General features: G+C 34.5%; 14 protein-coding genes. 13 read left to right on the top strand and 1 reads right to left on the bottom strand.

Annotated elements, in window-relative coordinates:
* Positions 1–2 precede the first annotated feature (2 nt).
* Complete coding sequence (locus tag AP058_RS03260; protein ID WP_066306881.1) at positions 3–719, top strand: response regulator transcription factor; 717 nt, start codon at positions 3–5, stop codon at positions 717–719.
* 105 nt (positions 720–824) lie between these two features.
* A complete protein-coding gene (locus AP058_RS03255; RefSeq protein ID WP_066306879.1) occupies positions 825–2,153 on the top strand; it encodes a DEAD/DEAH box helicase in 1,329 nt (442 codons plus the stop codon).
* 55 nt (positions 2,154–2,208) lie between these two features.
* Here AP058_RS03255 and AP058_RS03250 read toward each other — a convergent pair whose 3' ends face one another.
* Complete coding sequence (locus AP058_RS03250; protein WP_066306877.1) at positions 2,209–3,432, bottom strand: MFS transporter; 1,224 nt, start codon at positions 3,430–3,432, stop codon at positions 2,209–2,211.
* Positions 3,433–3,528: 96 nt separating this feature from the next.
* On the opposite strand from AP058_RS03250, the gene AP058_RS03245 reads away from it, so the two are divergent.
* The 11 genes from AP058_RS03245 to AP058_RS03195 all read left to right on the top strand — a co-directional run bounded on the left by AP058_RS03245 (position 3,529) and on the right by AP058_RS03195 (position 17,693).
* The gene (locus tag AP058_RS03245; RefSeq protein ID WP_066306875.1) at positions 3,529–4,131 is read left to right on the top strand and encodes a DUF1684 domain-containing protein; all 603 of its coding nucleotides are present in this window, start codon (positions 3,529–3,531) and stop codon (positions 4,129–4,131) included.
* Positions 4,131–4,778 carry a TatD family hydrolase gene (locus tag AP058_RS03240; protein ID WP_066306874.1) on the top strand — a complete coding sequence of 216 codons (648 nt, stop codon included), beginning with the start codon at positions 4,131–4,133 and terminating at the stop codon, positions 4,776–4,778. The genes AP058_RS03245 and AP058_RS03240 overlap by 1 nt, the downstream gene beginning before the upstream one ends.
* Positions 4,779–4,822: 44 nt before the next feature.
* Positions 4,823–5,542: a ThiF family adenylyltransferase gene (locus tag AP058_RS03235; protein WP_066306873.1), complete on the top strand. Its 720-nt coding sequence runs from the start codon at positions 4,823–4,825 to the stop codon at positions 5,540–5,542.
* 152 nt (positions 5,543–5,694) lie between these two features.
* Positions 5,695–6,351 (top strand): HAD family phosphatase, encoded by a 657-nt coding sequence (locus tag AP058_RS03230; protein ID WP_066306870.1) that lies wholly within the window; start codon positions 5,695–5,697, stop codon positions 6,349–6,351.
* Positions 6,352–6,420: 69 nt separating this feature from the next.
* Positions 6,421–7,269, top strand: coding sequence for a DUF2911 domain-containing protein (locus AP058_RS03225; RefSeq protein WP_066306869.1), 849 nt, complete (start codon positions 6,421–6,423; stop codon positions 7,267–7,269).
* A gap of 291 nt (positions 7,270–7,560) precedes the next feature.
* Complete coding sequence (locus AP058_RS03220; protein ID WP_066306868.1) at positions 7,561–8,379, top strand: SDR family oxidoreductase; 819 nt, start codon at positions 7,561–7,563, stop codon at positions 8,377–8,379.
* Between the two features lie 18 nt (positions 8,380–8,397).
* The gene (locus tag AP058_RS03215) at positions 8,398–11,022 is read left to right on the top strand and encodes a glucosidase (RefSeq protein WP_066306866.1); all 2,625 of its coding nucleotides are present in this window, start codon (positions 8,398–8,400) and stop codon (positions 11,020–11,022) included.
* Positions 11,009–12,973 carry an amylo-alpha-1,6-glucosidase gene (locus tag AP058_RS03210; RefSeq protein ID WP_082706559.1) on the top strand — a complete coding sequence of 655 codons (1,965 nt, stop codon included), beginning with the start codon at positions 11,009–11,011 and terminating at the stop codon, positions 12,971–12,973. The genes AP058_RS03215 and AP058_RS03210 overlap by 14 nt, the downstream gene beginning before the upstream one ends.
* Positions 12,974–13,187: 214 nt before the next feature.
* Complete coding sequence (gene corA / locus AP058_RS03205; protein WP_066306864.1) at positions 13,188–14,258, top strand: magnesium/cobalt transporter CorA; 1,071 nt, start codon at positions 13,188–13,190, stop codon at positions 14,256–14,258.
* A gap of 56 nt (positions 14,259–14,314) precedes the next feature.
* A complete protein-coding gene (gene pta, locus AP058_RS03200) occupies positions 14,315–16,408 on the top strand; it encodes a phosphate acetyltransferase (RefSeq protein WP_066306863.1) in 2,094 nt (697 codons plus the stop codon).
* Between the two features lie 85 nt (positions 16,409–16,493).
* A complete protein-coding gene (locus tag AP058_RS03195; protein ID WP_066306862.1) occupies positions 16,494–17,693 on the top strand; it encodes an acetate/propionate family kinase in 1,200 nt (399 codons plus the stop codon).
* Positions 17,694–17,726 lie beyond the last annotated feature (33 nt).

The raw sequence follows: 17,726 nt of genomic DNA, 5'->3' as shown, positions 1-17,726 counted from the left end.
TTATGGAAAATAACAATAAAAGAATACTTTTAGTAGAAGATGATCTTAATTTTGGAGCGGTTCTTAAAGACTACTTAATGTTGAATGACTTTGACGTTACTCTGGCAAAGAATGGTATGGAAGGATTTGAAAAATTCAAAAAAGATGTATACGATCTTTGTATTTTGGATGTGATGATGCCGTATAAAGATGGTTATACATTAGCAAAGGAAATTCGTGAAAAAAATAGCGAAGTGCCAATTATTTTTTTAACTGCAAAATCTATGAAAGAGGATGTGTTGAAAGGATATAAAGCTGGTGCTGACGATTACTTGAATAAGCCTTTTGATTCAGAAGTTTTATTGATGAAAATTAAAGCAATTATTCAAAGAAAATCATCTGACATCAAAACAGAACAAGTACAGTTCGAATTTAATATTGGGAGATTCCATTTGAATTCAAAATTGAGATTTTTAACCTTTGATACGGATGAGCCAACTAAATTGTCTCCGAAAGAAAATGAGTTATTGAAAATGCTTATTTTACATGAGAATGACTTAATGCCACGAGAATTAGCTTTGACAAAAATTTGGAGAGATGATAACTACTTTACTTCAAGAAGTATGGACGTTTATATTGCTAAGCTTAGAAAATACTTAAAACCGGATGAAAACGTTGAAATTTTAAACATTCACGGTGAAGGTTTTAGATTAGTTGTAAAAAACAAAGTGACTGTTTAAGTTTCGCTTTAACTATTATATTTTAAAATGGGGTTTTCTAAACCCCATTTTTTATTTTAAAAAATTAGACATTAGTTTCTTCACAGAATCTTTTACCTTTGTCGCATGAATACAAAAAATATACTTTCTAATTTAGGGATTTCAAACCTGAATAAAATGCAAGAAGTTGCTCAAGATACGATCTTGAATGACAACAATACGTTATTGTTATCTCCAACGGGCTCGGGTAAAACCTTAGCTTTTTTATTACCTGTTTTACAGTTATTACAACCAGAAATTTTATCGGTACAATGTTTAATTTTGGTTCCTTCACGAGAATTGGGATTGCAAATTGAGCAAGTATGGAAAAAAATGGCAACCGATTACAAAGTCAATATTTGTTACGGAGGCCACTCGATCGATACCGAAATTAAGAACTTAAGTAATCCGCCAGCAGTTTTAATTGGCACGCCAGGAAGAATCGCAGATCATATCGACAGAGAAACGTTTAGAACAGATAAAATTCAGACTTTAATTTTAGATGAATTTGATAAGTCGTTGCAATTAGGATTTCACGAACAAATGTCTTTTATCATCGGAAAATTGAGCAAACTAAACAAACGTGTTTTGGTTTCTGCTACTTCTGATATCGAAATTCCAAAATATACAAGAGTCATCAATCCTACCGTCTTGGACTTCTTGACTGAGGAAGAGAAAATCAATCTCTCTACAAAGTTAGTGGTATCAAAGGATAAGGATAAATTGGGATCCCTATTTAATTTGATTTGTTCTTTAAAATCAGAAGCAGCGATAGTTTTTTGCAATCACCGCGACGCTGCAGAGCGCATTAGCGACACTTTAAACGAAAAAGGCATTTATTCGACGTATTATCATGGCGGCATGGACCAAGACGAAAGAGAACGCGCATTGATTCAGTTTAGAAATGGTAGCATGAGTTATTTAATTACGACTGATTTGGCTTCGCGAGGCTTGGATATTCCAGAGATGAAACATGTTATTCATTACCACTTGCCTTTAAAAGAAGAAGAATTCACTCATAGAAATGGTCGTACTGCTCGTATGCAAGCAAAAGGGACAGCGTATGTATTAATTCACGAAAGTGAAAAAAAGCTGGACTACGTTGATTATAAAATGGATGTGATGGATGTAAGTGCTGCCACTACTTTACCAAAACCACCCGAATTTCAGACCATATACGTTAGTGGTGGAAAGAAAAATAAATTAAATAAAATTGATATTGTTGGTTTCTTTTCTCAAAAAGGGAATCTAGAAAAAGGAGATTTAGGTTTAATAGAAGTCAAAGATTTTATTTCGTTTGCAGCAGTCAGATTTAATAAAGTACAAGATTTGCTAAAAAATGTCAGAGACGAAAAAATGAAGGGCAAAAAATTTAAAATTGAAGTAGCTCGGAAAGTAATAAAAAGAGAAGAATAAAAAGAGAAGAATAAATTAGATACCATTCGATATAATAAATATCGAATGGTATTTTTTATTTAAAAATTTGTTTCTCCGATCTCAATAAGTTTTGAACCCAATAGCAGCAAGCAACCGCTATTAATCCCAAGGTTCCCATAAAAAACCAGTTCGCTTGATAGCCAAGATCTGCAATAATTTCGAATCCAACTTTCGAGCTAACAATATGTGCCAAGCTAAAGCTCATAGTGTACAATGCCATGTAGCGACCCTCTTGTCCTTTTGGAGCACGACTTAAAGCAAAAGCATTGGCAAATGGAAAAGCAAAAATTTCTCCTATAGAAATCAAGATCATGGCAATTACAAGCATTCCTGCCCAAAAATTAAAAAGTAAAGTGTAAAAACTAGTTGCCATTAAAAAAGTTCCCCACAAAACAATTTTAATTTTAGAGCTGTCTTTTCTGACTAGATATCCAACAATTGGCATTTCTAGTGCAAAAATTAACAAGCCATTTAAGGTCATTAATAAGCCAGTCTGCAGTTCAGACAAGCCAAATTTTTCGTTGTGGTACAGAGGTAAAGAGGTAAACAATTGAAAAAAAATCATTGCAGTAGCAAAGCTCACAAACAAAAAAGCCCAGAATACTTTATCTTTAAATACCGATGTTGTAACCGCTTTTTCTTCGTCGTGATTTTCAAATGCCGACTTTTTCTTTTCTTTTACCAATAATGCAAAAACAGTAATGGCAACTATGCAAGAGGTTCCATCTACCCAGAACAAACCATTATAGCCGATGTTCATAATGATTAAACCACCTAAAGCGGGGCCAGCAGCAAAACCCAAGTTTACGGCCAAGCGAACCAAGGTCAAAGCTCGTGTTCTGTTTTCGGGTTTGGCGTACGCGCCGAGCGAAACAAACATAGCAGGTCGAAACATATCGGCAAGAACCATAATTCCGAACATTCCAAAACATAATCCTGCGAAAGAAGTGATGTATTGTATTGTAAAAAGACACAATCCGCTAGAAAATAAACTAAACACCATTATTTTGTAAAAGCCAATTTTATCAGATAATTTACCGCCCAGCCAAGAGCCCAACATCGAGCCAAGTCCAAAGCAAACCATAATCCATCCGACTTGATTATAAGTGAAGTTTAAATCTTCCTTGAGATATTTAGATAAAAAAGGAAGTACCATCGTTCCTGCGCGATTGATGAAAGTGATAAGTGCTAAAATCCAGATTTCTCTAGAAAATCCACGAAAATTATTAAGATAACGTTGAAAAGCAGTTGTTCGCATTAAGTCATAAAATATCGGTGCAAAGTTAAACAAGTTTGTACTTCACTAACCTTGTGGCTTTGTTTCTTTTAAAGTATTTTTGCTAAAAATAATAGAATGAAAAAAAGTATTGTGATTTTGTTCTTTCTACTGGCTCAAATTACTTTGGCACAAGCTGCATTTAGTACAAGCGAATCACAGCGATTTCAAACAAAAATTAATGCTGAATATGCAGATGCTGCAACCAGCCCGCTATTGGCTGAAGATTTAAAAGATTTTCAAAGATTAGCTTTTTATTCAATTGATGAAAAATTTATCGTGACGGCAAAATTAATTAGATCAAAAGGGGAAAAGCCATTTGATATGAACACTTCGACTGCAAGAACCCCAAAGTACATTAAATACGGCACTCTTTATTTTAGCATCGATGAACAGAATTTGAAATTAAGTATATATCAAAATATAGAACTTTCTAAAAAGCCAGGTTACGAGGAGCATTTGTTTTTACCTTTTTCTGATCTTACTTCGGGAAAGGAAAGTTACATTGGAGGAAAATATATTGATTTAAAAATTCCAAAAGATGACACTATCGTAATCGATTTTAATCAGTCTTGTAATCCGTATTGCGCATATAATTCTAAATATTCGTGTCCGATTGTTCCTTTAGAAAATGATCTTAATGTTGCAATTGAAGCTGGCGTTAAAAAATTTCACAACTAATGCAGTTTTTTAATTGTCACACCCATCAATCTTTAGTCAAAGAAGGTGTTTTGGATTTAGTGAATCAATATCCAAAGGAATTTGATAAAAAAATAGCTTTTTATTCAATAGGAATTCATCCGTGGTACATTGAAGAAAGTTCAATTGCTGCTGAGCTACTAGTACTTGAAGAAAAACTGCAAACTGCAAACTGTTTGGCTTTAGGAGAATGCGGTTTAGACAAACGAATTGAAGTCGCTTTTGAACTACAAGAAAAAGTTTTTGAACAACAACTGCTATTAGCCGAAAAATATCAAAAACCAGTGATTATTCATTGTGTTGCCGCTTTTCAAGAGGTAATTGCTATTGCAAAAAAGTTAAAAATTAGTGTTCCGCTTATTATTCATGGTTTTTCAAAAAACACTCAAGTGGCACAACGACTGCTAGCGAACGGTTTCTATCTTTCCTTTGGAAAATACTTACTAAAAAACCCAGAATTAGAAAGTGTTTTTCAGAAGATACCAGACGAGCGTTTTTTCTTAGAAACGGATACGTTGTCTGAATCAATCGAGGAAGTATATGCCTTGGCAGCAAAATATAAAAATAAATCAATTATTGAGTTGCAAGCTACCATTGCATCTAATTTTAAAAATGTATTTCAGAGATAAGATAGAATCCTTATTTCTAAACAAATTAATAAAACACATTACGTATGGCAGAATGGACGGAAAGAGCCGAGCTTTTATATACAAAAGAAGGATTAAATAATTTAATAAATGCTAACGTCTTAATCGTTGGTATGGGCGGAGTTGGCTCTTTTGCAGCCGAATTTTTAGCAAGAGCTGGAGTTGGAAAAATGACTATTGTTGATGGAGATGTGGTTGATATTACCAATATAAACCGACAATTACCTGCGTTGCATTCGACAATTGGACAAGCTAAAATAACTATTGTTGGCGATCGTTTGATGGATATTAATCCAGAATTGCAATTGACTCGAGTAGAAGAGTTTTTATCTCCCGAAAGAGCTTTTGAAATTGTTATTCCAGAATTTGACTACGTAATAGACTGCATCGATAGCATCACACCAAAATTAAATTTGATAATGGGTGCCAAACGAAATAGAGTAAAAATTATCAGTTGCATGGGAGCAGGTGGAAAAATGATAGCTTCAAAAGTAAAAGTTGCTGATATCTCAAATACAATGAATTGTTTTTTTTCCAAAACGATTCGTAAGCGTTTAAAGGAAGTAAATATCAATAAATTAAAAGTAGTTTTCTCTTCTGAAATTCAAGATGAAAATAGTTTGAAACTAACTGATGGGTCTAATTTTAAAAAGTCTTTTTACGGTACCAACAGTTACATGCCTGGATTATTTGGTTTGTATGCGGCTGAAACTGCAATTCGTTATTTGTTGAAAAGAGATAAGTGAGTAGTAAGGATTTAGTATTCAAATTTTAATCTTTAAATTCAATAGATTACTTATAATTAAAGAAAATCATTTACACAATCACCGTATACTTTTACCGCTTTAAAAAAAGCTATACGTATTTGAGCCCTGAAAAAAATAAAAAAAAATAAAAAATGATAAAAACAGTAATATTTGATATGGATGGCGTGATTGTTGATACCGAACCGGTACATTACTATGCGTATCATGAGCAATTTAAAGAATTAGGAATTGAGGTTACTGATGAAATGTATGCTTCGTTTACTGGATTTTCGACTCGAAACACGTTTCAAAGATTAAAGCAATCATTTGTTATTTCGCACGAAGTAGAGGATTTGATTCAACGTAAAAGAGCCATATTTAATGATGCTTTTGACACCAAAGAAGATTTGTATTTGTTGGATGGAGTAGAGGATTTGATAAAGGATTTGCATGGCAACGGAATACAGTTGATTTTGGCATCGTCCGCTTCGAAAGTAACAATTGCACGAGTTTTTAATCGGTTTAATTTACACCAATATTTTACTGATATAGTAAGTGGTGAAGATTTTCCGCAATCAAAACCTGATCCCGCAATCTTTTTGCATGCTGCTTCGTTATCGACTGCGCCAAAAGAGAATTGTATAGTAATTGAAGACAGTACCAACGGAATTAAAGCAGCCAATGCAGCAGGAATTTTTTGTATCGGTTACGACAGTGAACATTCGAAAATGCAGGATCTCAGTTTAGCAGATTTAGTAATTAAACATTTTTCGGAATTAAATTTTAAAAACATAGCACAATTACAGTAAGATATTAGGTTTAATTTAACTAGCGATATTCTTTTGTATTTGTAAATTTGAACAAATAAATAAACTATCATGAGAAAATTATTTTTTGCACTAGCGATTATTTTAGCGCCATTTGCTTTGCAAGCACAAATTAAAACACCAGCTTCTAGTCCAAAAGGAGTTGTAAGTCAGGTCGTTGGTTTGACAGATGTAGAAATAGTGTACTCTAGACCAAGTGCTAGAGGTAGAGCTGTTTTTGGTAATTTGGTACCTTTTGGAAAATTGTGGAGAACAGGTGCTAACGAAAATACAATTATATCTTTTAGTGATGATATTGTTATTGATGGCAAGACATTGAAAAAAGGAAAATATGCTTTATATACCATTCCGAGAATTGAAAGTTGGGATGTTATTTTTTACAAAACGACAGATAACTGGGGATTACCAGAAGAATATAGCGAGGCCAACGTAGCTTTAAAAACAACGGTTAAGGAAGAATCTTTATCCAAAGCTGTAGAGACTTTTACAGTAGGAATTAATAATATTGATCCAAACTCTAACTATGCACATTTAGATATTGCTTGGGAGAATTCTTCAGTATCTATGAAATTTGATGTGCCAACTGCAAAAATAGCGTCTGAAAGTATGGAAAGAGTCCTTTCTGGGCCGACAGCAGCAGATTACTTTGCAGCAGCGCAGTACCTATATCAAATAAAAGGCGATATCAACAAATCGAGAGAATATGTAGACAAAGCTTTGGATTTAACTAAAGAACAGCCGTTTTATTATAATCGTTTAAAATCATTGATTCAAGCGAGACAAGGAGATAAAAATGGTGCAATTTCAACTGCTAAAGTTTCATTAGCTGCTTCTGAAGCCGCAGGAAATCAAGATTATGTAAAAATGAATAAAGACAGTATTTCAGAGTGGAGTAGATAAGTGTTATTTATTTATAAATTATAAAAAAAAGGTTTGACTTGTAAAAAAGTCAGACCTTTTTTTCGTTTTAAACGTTCTTAATTTTTCTCCAAAAATATCGTTGATCCGATCGCGGTTATTCTTCAATAGGATTGTCGTGCTGAATATTTTACAATTATTTTAGCACTTTCTGTACGAACTGCAGCACGTAATTTTTGTAAGTTTATGATAATGAAAGTAGTATTACTTCAGTTTGCTGAGAAATAATTTCCTAAATAATTATTCTCAACAGAAAATTCTAAAACAGTTCAAATGCAAAAACCAAATAATAGACTTGCCAATCAAACTTGTATAGTAACAGGTGCTAATTCTGGAATTGGAGAAGCAGTGGCTACAGCTATTGGTCGAGATGGAGCCAATGTGGTTATTAATTACGTATCGCATCCAGAAATTGCAGAAGAAATTGCTCATAAAATTTCAATTGATAATTTATGCGGTGATGCGATTGCTATAAAATGCGATGTGAGTAAAGAAAGCGAAGTTATAGCACTATTTAAACAAACAATTAATCACTTTGGAACGGTCGATATTTGTGTTCCAAACGCAGGTTTGCAACGCGATGCTGCCTTACACGAAATGGAATTAAAAGACTGGCAGTTGGTGTTGGATGTGAATCTTACCGGACAATTTTTGTGTGCTAGAGAAGCAATTCGTGAATTTTTACATCGAGGTATGCGTCCAGAAGTATCCCGCTCCCTCGGCAAAATTATCCAAATGAGTTCAGTTCATCAGTTAATTCCTTGGGCTGGTCATGCTAACTATGCGGCGAGTAAAGGAGCGATTAATATGCTAATGCAAAGTATATGTCAAGAATATGCATCATATAAAATAAGATGCAATAGCATCGCTCCTGGAGCGATACAAACCCCGATCAACAAAAACGTTTGGGGAAATCCAGAAGCATTAAATGACTTAAATAAATTAATTCCGTACAAACGAATTGGTGTTCCAGAAGATATTGGTAGCACAGCCGTATGGTTGGCTTCAGATGAATCTGAATACATTAACGGAACGACCATTTTCGTAGATGGCGGAATGACTTGTTATCCTGGTTTTACGACTAACGGCTAATTCAAAAAAAAACAAACTATGCATTTGCAAGAACAAAATAGAATCGACGAAAATTATAAGAAAGATAAAGACTGGTTGCATTGGGGGCCGTATTTGAGTGAAAGACAATGGGGAACTGTTCGTGAAGATTATAGCGTGGATGGAAGTGCATGGGACTATTTTCCGCACGACCACGCTCGCAGTCGCACATACCGTTGGGGTGAAGACGGTATGGCTGGCATTTCAGACAAGTATTGCAATGTTTGCTTTGGTGTTACTTTATGGAATGGCAAAGATCCAATATTAAAAGAACGTCTTTTTGGTTTAACCGGACCAGAAGGAAACCATGGTGAAGATGTAAAAGAATTGTACTACTATCTTGAAAACACACCTACGCATTCGTACATGAAACATTTGTACAAATACTCTCAAAACGAATTTCCATACGATCGTTTGGTTAGCGAAAACAAAAAGCGTGGTAAAGATGATTTAGAATTTGAATTATTAGATACCGGAATTTTTGAAAAAAATGAATATTTTGATGTATTTACCGAATATGCAAAAGCCGATTCTGAAGATATTTTAATCAAAATTACAATCGAGAACCGACATGAATTTGCAGCTGATATTCACGTTTTACCAACGCTGTGGATTCGTAATTATTGGAGCTTTAGAGAACAAGAAAATAAACCTGTCATAAAGAGAGAAACGAAAAACGGAAATGACTACGTTTCTGTATCACACGAATATGTTGGCGATTATAATTTTTATTTTGATCAAGCAGATCGACTTTTATTTACCGAAAACGAAACCAATAGCGAACGCATTTATGGGACGCCAAACAGCCAACCTTTCAAGAAAGATTTTTTTCATGACGCGATTATAAATAACGATTTTACCTTAAGTTCTACTAAAACAGCCGGAACTAAATTTGCGCCGTTATATGTAGTTTGCGTCGAAGGTAAGAGTTCGGCTACCATTCAACTGCGACTGTCAAAAGAAGAGTTAGAAAATCCGTTTGATTCAAGTTTTAATGCTACTTTTTCAAAACGGATTGCAGAATCTGATGCTTTTTATGCCGCAATCACAAAATCTAAAAATAAAGAGCACCAACAAATTCAAAAACAAGCTTTTGCAGGTTTGTTATGGAGTAAGCAATATTATAATTACGATGTAGAAACGTGGCTTTTAGGTGATCCAAAGCAACCAAAACCGCCAGAGCAACGTTGGGAAGGACGCAATACAAATTGGAAAACACTTAGAAACCATGATATTATATCGATGCCTGATGCTTGGGAATATCCGTGGTATGCCTCTTGGGATTTGGCCTTTCATTGCGTGACTTTTGGGCTTATTGATCCCGATTTTGGCAAAAATCAGTTATTGCTTTTTACAAAAGAATGGTATATGGCGCCTAACGGGCAAATACCAGCTTACGAGTGGTCTTTTAGCGACGTTAATCCGCCAGTACAGGCTTGGGCTGCTTTGCAAATTTTTAAAAATGATCGCGACAAAACAGGCAAAGGTGATGTTAATTTTTTAAAGAGAATGTTCAACAAATTAGCGCTTAATTTTACGTGGTGGGTCAATCGATTGGATACGAACGAAAATAATGTATTTGAAGGAGGCTTTTTAGGTTTAGATAATATTGGCGTTTTTGATCGCAGTCACGGAATTCCTGGAAAAGGAAAATTAGAGCAAGTAGATGGTACCTCTTGGATGGCTTTATATTGTTTGAATATGCTCGAGATGAGTTTAGAAATTGCAATGGTCGACGAAACCTATGAAGATATGGCGACCAAGTATTTTGGGCATTTTGTCTTTATTGCCGAAGCTTTAAATCAAATAAGTAAAGAATATGTCGGAACTTGGGATGAGGTTGATGGTTTTTTTTACGATAAATTGGTAATGCCCGATGGCGAATATATCCCGATAAAAGTACGTTCTATAGCGAGTTTATTGGCGATGGTAGCTTTATTGTGCATTAAAAAAGAAACACTCGAACAGTTGCCTAAGTTTAGCAAAAGTGTGGATTGGTTTAAAAAGCATCGGGCTGATAATTTAAAATTTCCCGTTATTCAAGAATATGCCGCTGGAGGTGATTTATTGTTGTCGCTTGTTCCCAAAGACCGAATGCAAATATTAGCTAAAACAGTTTTAGATGAAAATGAATTTTTGAGTCCGTATGGGCTGCGTTCATTATCCAAAATTCATAAGGACCCATACAACATTTCGATTCAAGGTGTTAAGTATTGTATCAATTATGAGCCCGCTGAGTCGACGAGTTCACTTTTTGGAGGGAATTCAAATTGGCGGGGACCCGTTTGGATGCCGCTGAATTATCTTTTTATTCAAGCCTTAGTTGAATATTATAAGTACACCGATTTAGTAAAAGTGTCCTTTCCAACCAACGCCACCAATGAATTGGATTTAAAACAAATTAGTATCGAATTGAGTAAAAGAATTATAAGTGTTTTTGAGAAAGATCCTGATGGAAACCGGCCAATTAATCAACTTCACGCTGAGCAATACAGAGATTCAAATTTTGAAGAATTGATTTTGTTTTACGAATATTTCAGTGGAGAAAACGGACGAGGTGTCGGGGCTTCGCATCAAACGGGTTGGAGTGCTTTGGTAGCTAATTTAATTAATGAAATTCAGTAATATGGTCGAAGATGCAATGCAAAAAGAGTGGATTATTACCAATGGTTTAGGAGGGTATGCTTCGGGAACTGTCGCAGGAAGCAATTCGCGTTGTTACCACGGCCTACTAATTGCCGCTTTAGAACCACCAACGAATCGTAAAACTTTTTTTGCGAAAATTGAAGAGCGCGTTTTAATAAATGAAATGTATCATGATCTGTCTTGTAATCAATATAAAGAAACTATTTATCCTAAAGGGCTAGATTATTTGAAAAATTTTGAACCTAAACCTTTTCCCAAATGGAATTATCAAGGAGAAAATTGGAAAGTGGAGAAGAACGTTTTGATGCCACAAAAAGAAAATACTACTTTAATTAATTATAAAAACATAGGAGATCAAACCATCGATTTGGAGCTGCATCCGCTTTATTCCTTTGCTGATTTTCATACTACTTTTCAAGAAAATACCGAAACTGATTTCTATTCTGAGTTCAGTGAAAATAGTTTTAAAACCTATGCCAAATATGGTGCACAACCGTTCTTTACTGCTTGGAATAAAGGTGTATTTACGGAAAATAGATCGTGGTACAAAGACATACAATTAGCAGTAGAGAAGGAACGCGGTTTACCTGATTCGACTGATTATTACAGAATAGGCTATGTGACATGCAGGTTGAAACCTGACGAAGAAATTATACTGTCATTTTCTGTAGATGAAATAACAAAATCGGTAGATATAAGTCAAAAGTATAGAAAGACTATTACAGATTCAGAAGACTTTTATTCTCCAAAAAATGAAGATTTTTATACTGATTTATTGGCGTCGAGCAAGCAGTTTTTGGTGTACCGACAATCGACTCAAAGCGATTCGATAATTGCCGGTTATCATTGGTTTTCAGACTGGGGAAGAGACACGATGATTGCAATGCGAGGTTTGACGATTTCGGTTGGCGATCAAAAAGCATCAAAATCTATCTTAAAAACTTTTCTCGAATATGTAGATCAGGGAATGTTGCCAAATCGATTTCCAGACAACACTTCGGATCAAGTAGAGTACAATACAATAGATGCAACACTTTGGCTTTTTGTGGCTTTATACGAGTATCATCAGCGTTTTACAGATACGGAATTTATGGAGCAAAACAGCAGTATTCTACAATCGATTTTACAAGCGCATCTTGACGGGACAAGATATAATATTCACGTAACAGAACAAGGATTTTTGTACGGAGGTCAAGCAGGTGTAAAATTAACCTGGATGGACGCAATTGTTGACGGTACCGTAATTACACCCAGAATAGGTTGTCCTGTAGAAATAAACATGCTCTGGTACAACGCTTTGCAGATTTATAACTTATTTTGCAAAAAATTAAATCACGAATTAAATCATGAGTTCTTAGAAGTTATTTCTTCATTTGAGGTTAATTTTTCGAAGTACTTTATCAATTCTGAAGGAACATTATATGATGTTATTGTTCCAAATACTTCAGCAGATACTAGTTTTCGTTCCAATCAAATTTATGCCTTGAGTTTGCCTTTTACAGTTTTAAATCAAGAGCAGCAAAAGATAATTTTTGAAGCGCTCAAGTACAAATTATGGACTCCATTTGGTTTGCGAACTTTAGCCGAAGATGATGCTCAATTTATAGCGGTTTACGAGGGAAATCAATGGAATAGAGATCATGCTTACCATCAAGGTACGGTATGGCCGTTTCTGTTAGGTGAGTATTACCAAGCTTTTTTTAAGTTATACGGTAATTCAGAAGAAAATAAAAAGCGTGTAGTTGATGAATTAAAAGAACTGCGAGCGCATTTTTATGTTGAGAACGGATTGCATTGCATTTCTGAAATCTTTGATGGTGCCCTTCCACTTGACGGAAAAGGATGCATTCAACAAGCATGGTCGGTTGCGTCTATATTAAAGTTGTATGCTGATTTTGAATTGCATACAATTGATAGTAATTCGATTTAGAATTTTATCTTATTTGAGAGCCGTGAATAGGAAATGTTTTTTTTAATATTGAAACTGATATTTATCCTATTTTGATGTGTTAGAATCAATTATTTTTGAACGTTTAGTACCATTTTTACTACTGTTTTAAACACATCAAACGTGGTATTCTCTTATAATGGAAACGGAAATTGAAGAAACTTTTTCGTAATATTACTTTATTAATTTATCAGCAATGCGAAAAATAAAATTTAAAAAAGTACGAAAAATAAATCCTAGTAAATTAGAATATACTGGAAGCCATAAAAGTGCTGATTCTGAAATGCAACTGTTTGTGTATGATGAATCTTCGATTGTTGATTATGAGGATATTAAAATTTCTGAATTCGCCGATAAACTTGATTTCACTAAAAATAACTGGCTTAATTTACACGGACTAAATGACACCGAAAAATTAAAAGCTATTGCGAATTTTTTTAAAACGGATGATTTTATTCTTGCCGATATTTTAAACACCAATAAACGAACTCGCTTTCAAGAACAAACAGACAGTTTGTTTTTTATAATTAAGTCAATTTTACCTTCTGAAAACTCAGACGATATTCATGTAGAGCAAATTAGTTTTCTCGTTAAAAAAGGAGTTTTAATTTCGTTTCAAGAAAAGCGTAGTGATTTTTTCACGCATATCAGAGAAAGATTGCGAACTAATGCTGGAATTGTGCGCTCTAAAAGAGTTGACTATTTACTTTATCTCTTATTAGATGCTGTAATGGAAAACTTTTACATTACAATTGAAGACGAAGAAGATAAAATTGAGAAGCTAATTTCCTTAACTAAAACAGACTCGAATCCTGCCATATTGGAACGAATTGAGAAGCACCGCGACAATTTTCATTTTTTAAAACGTGCTATTATTCCGTTACGGGATTCGCTTTACGATATAAAAAGCATCAAGCAAGACAATACGTTTAATGCCGTCGAAAAACATAATTTTAGCTTTTTCTCGCGTTTGCACCAAAAGAGCTTAGAGCTTTTAGAACAAATTGAATCAGATATGAATTTGTTAGAAAGTGCTTCTAATTTTTATTTTTCGGCTCAAAATCATAAGATGAACGAAATAATGAAAACGTTGACGATTGTATCGGCAACCTTTATTCCGCTTACCTTTATAGTCGGTATTTACGGAATGAACTTTACGAATATGCCCGAACTAGATTATAAATATGGCTACTATGTCGTTCTGGGAGTCATGGCATTGCTGGTCGTTGCGCTAATTATTTATTTCAAAAAGAGAAATTGGTTTTAATTCAACTTAAAATTATAAAATAACAATAAATTATTTCACACATAAAATAGAATAAAATGAATAAAGCAATTTATATCGCAACAAGTGAGCAGAATAGCGGTAAATCAATTGTAACGCTCGGTTTAATGAGTATGTTAATGGGCAAAATGGCAAAAGTGGGCTATTTTAGACCCATTATCGAAGATTTTGTAGATGGAGAAGTAGACAATCATATCGAGACGGTGCTAACTCATTTTAAATTAGATATGACTTTTGACGATGCGTATGCGATTACCAAAAGCAAACTCATCAAGAAGAAGAACAAAGGGAAAATGGGCGAAGTTCTTGATTTAATTATTGAAAAATATAAAAAATTAGAAGAGCGTTTTGACTTTGTTTTAGTCGAGGGCACCAGTTTTACAGGCGAAGCAACTGCGATCGAATTGGACTTAAACGTACTGATTTCTAAAAATTTAGGAATACCTGTTTTGATTCTTACTTCTGGCGTTGGCAAAACTTTAGATGACTTTTTGGATAGTACTTATATGGTATACGATTCTTTTAAAGTTAGAGAAGTAGAGGTGGTAGCCATTATTGCCAATAAAATACAATTAGAAAATATTGATTTGGTAAATGAAAGTCTAGAAAAGACACTACCAAGTTCTGTATTAGTAAGTACGATTCCTATTATTTCGACTTTAAGTCATCCTACAATTCAAGAAATTGTAAACGAACTGGATGCTAAAGTGCTTTTTGGAGAAAATCATCTAAACAATCAAACTGGCCATTTTAGCGTTGGAGCAATGCAATTACACAATTATTTAATTCACCTTGGTCCAAATGCGCTTGTAATTACGCCAGGAGATCGAGCCGATATTATTATGGGTGCTTTGCAAGCCAACGAGTCGGCAAATTATCCATCGGTTTCAGGAATTGTACTTACGGGAAATATTATTCCAGAGGAGAGTATTTTAAAATTGATAGAAGGTTTATCAACCGTTGTTCCGATTATTGCGGTAGATGGCGGTACATATAGCATTGTGAATAAAATTGGAGCCATACAATCTCAGATTTATGCCAGTAATGTTCAAAAAATAGAAACCTCGATAAGTACGTTCGAAAAATATGTACAAATTGATAAATTGTCGGAGCGCTTAGTGACTTTTGAAGCGGAAGGAATGACTCCGAAAATGTTTCAATACAGTTTGGTTAAAAGAGCACGATTGCATCGCAAACATATCGTTTTACCCGAAGGAAATGACGACCGTATTATCATAGCAGCGTCGCGTTTGCAAACGATGGATGTGGTTGATTTAACATTAATTGGAGACAAAAAGACGATTGAAGCAAAAGTAGCAGAATTAGGAATTACGATTGATTTTACAGCAATAGACATCATTAATCCTTTAGAGTCGCCTAAATACGCGGATTACGCCAATACCTATTATGAACTTCGAAAAGCTAAGGATGTTACCATTGCGATGGCTAATGATGTAATGGAAGACGTATCGTATTTTGGAACCATGATGGTGTACAAAGGCGATGCAGATGGAATGGTTTCGGGAGCTGCACATACTACGCAACACACGATTCTTCCTGCTTTGCAATTCATTAAAACTAAACCTAATTCTTCTGTAGTTTCATCAATATTTTTTATGTGTTTGGCCGATAGAGTTTCGGTTTTTGGCGATTGTGCAATTAACCCAAATCCTACTGCTGCTCAATTGGCAGAGATTGCTATTTCGTCTGCAGATTCGAGCGCTGCATTTGGTATTGAACCTAAAATAGCCATGCTTTCGTATTCATCTGGAAGTTCAGGAAAAGGAAACGAAGTAGACAAGGTGCGCGAAGCAACTGCTATTGTAAAGCAAAAAAGACCTGATTTAAAAATTGAGGGACCAATTCAATACGATGCAGCGGTTGACAAAAGTGTAGGTAAAAGTAAAATGCCAGATTCTGAAGTAGCTGGTCAAGCAAGCGTATTGATTTTTCCTGATTTAAATACAGGAAACAATACCTATAAAGCCGTTCAGAGAGAAACTGGCGCTTTGGCAATTGGACCAATGTTGCAAGGTCTAAACAAGCCCGTAAACGACTTAAGCCGTGGTTGTACCGTAGATGATATTATTAACACCGTTGTAATTACAGCAATACAAGCGCAAGGATTGTAACTATATAGTAAAAGATTTCTAGATTGTAAGTTCTAAAAAATGAGTTTTAAATTTTTGATCTAGAGATTGTTAAATAAAATTTTAAATGAAAATATTAATTATAAATTCAGGTAGTTCTTCTATTAAATACCAATTAATGGCACTGCCAGAGAACCAAGTAATTTGCTCGGGAATGATTGATCGAATTGGCTTAGCAACTTCTAACGTTACTTATAAAACCTATGATTATTCGGTAGAAGAACTAGTTTCTATTCCCACTCATAAAATAGGTCTACAAAAAGTAGCACAATTTTTATTGAATGAAGAAAATGGAGTAATTAAAAGTACCAATGAGATTGAAATTGTCGGGCATCGTGTAGTTCACGGTGGAAGTAATTTTACGAAAACAGTACAGATTGATGAAGCTGTAAAAGCAAAAATTAAACAAATATTTAGTTTGGCTCCCTTGCACAATCCGGCCAATTTAGAAGGTATCAATGTAGCGGAAGAAATTTTTAATTCAGCAGCTCAAATTGCAGTTTTTGATACGGCTTTTCATCAAACCATTCCGGTTGTCGCTTATAAATATGCGATTCCTAACAAGCTTTTGACTGAAAATAAAATAAGAATGTATGGCTTTCACGGTACGAGTCATAAGTACGTCTCTGAAAGAGCAATAGAATACTTGCGAGCAAACAATGCGAACCATGATAAAATAATATCCATTCATTTAGGAAATGGCTGTAGTATGACTGCGATTAAAGATGGAAAAAGTGTGGATCACTCGTTTGGTTTTAGTCCAACAAACGGGTTGATTATGGGAACTCGCTGCGGAGATATCGACCAGTCTATTATTTTTTACATGCAAAATACGTTAGGATATTCATTAGAAGACATCAATACCATTTTGCAAAAACAAAGCGGAATGTTAGGTTTAACTGGTTTTAGTGATTTAAGAGATATTGAAGCAGCAGCCGAAAAAGGAGATGAAAATTGCCAATTAGCCTTAGATATGAATGCCTACCGAATTAAAAAATATATTGGTACGTATGCAGCAGTTTTAAACGGTCTAGATGCTATTATTTTCACAGCTGGAATAGGCGAAAACTCTTCTTATATCAGGAAATTAGTTTGTGAGAATATGAATTTTTTCGGAATAGATTTAGATGCAGATAAAAACACCATGCGTTCAAAACTGGTGCGGGAAATTAATACAGAAAATTCCAAAACCAAAATTTTAGTTATTCCGACTGATGAAGAATTCGAAATCGCCAATCAAGCTTATCATTTGGTTACGGATAAATAAAATTCACCTTCAAATAAAATCAAAAGCTTCTCT

Source organism: Flavobacterium sp. TAB 87 (assembly GCF_001529295.1).
Lineage (GTDB): Bacteria > Bacteroidota > Bacteroidia > Flavobacteriales > Flavobacteriaceae > Flavobacterium.
This window is presented reverse-complemented; position numbering and strand designations above follow the sequence as displayed.

Excerpts from the sequence above, each read along its gene's own strand:
- AP058_RS03260 (WP_066306881.1), top strand. The coding sequence starts at position 3 with ATGGAAAATAACAATAAAAGAATACTTTTAGTAGAAGATGATCTTAAT.
- AP058_RS03255 (WP_066306879.1), top strand. The coding sequence starts at position 825 with ATGAATACAAAAAATATACTTTCTAATTTAGGGATTTCAAACCTGAAT.
- AP058_RS03250 (WP_066306877.1), bottom strand. The coding sequence starts at position 3,432 with ATGCGAACAACTGCTTTTCAACGTTATCTTAATAATTTTCGTGGATTT.
- AP058_RS03245 (WP_066306875.1), top strand. The coding sequence starts at position 3,529 with ATGAAAAAAAGTATTGTGATTTTGTTCTTTCTACTGGCTCAAATTACT.
- AP058_RS03240 (WP_066306874.1), top strand. The coding sequence starts at position 4,131 with ATGCAGTTTTTTAATTGTCACACCCATCAATCTTTAGTCAAAGAAGGT.
- AP058_RS03235 (WP_066306873.1), top strand. The coding sequence starts at position 4,823 with ATGGCAGAATGGACGGAAAGAGCCGAGCTTTTATATACAAAAGAAGGA.
- AP058_RS03230 (WP_066306870.1), top strand. The coding sequence starts at position 5,695 with ATGATAAAAACAGTAATATTTGATATGGATGGCGTGATTGTTGATACC.
- AP058_RS03225 (WP_066306869.1), top strand. The coding sequence starts at position 6,421 with ATGAGAAAATTATTTTTTGCACTAGCGATTATTTTAGCGCCATTTGCT.
- AP058_RS03220 (WP_066306868.1), top strand. The coding sequence starts at position 7,561 with ATGCAAAAACCAAATAATAGACTTGCCAATCAAACTTGTATAGTAACA.
- AP058_RS03215 (WP_066306866.1), top strand. The coding sequence starts at position 8,398 with ATGCATTTGCAAGAACAAAATAGAATCGACGAAAATTATAAGAAAGAT.
- AP058_RS03210 (WP_082706559.1), top strand. The coding sequence starts at position 11,009 with ATGAAATTCAGTAATATGGTCGAAGATGCAATGCAAAAAGAGTGGATT.
- corA (WP_066306864.1), top strand. The coding sequence starts at position 13,188 with ATGCGAAAAATAAAATTTAAAAAAGTACGAAAAATAAATCCTAGTAAA.
- pta (WP_066306863.1), top strand. The coding sequence starts at position 14,315 with ATGAATAAAGCAATTTATATCGCAACAAGTGAGCAGAATAGCGGTAAA.
- AP058_RS03195 (WP_066306862.1), top strand. The coding sequence starts at position 16,494 with ATGAAAATATTAATTATAAATTCAGGTAGTTCTTCTATTAAATACCAA.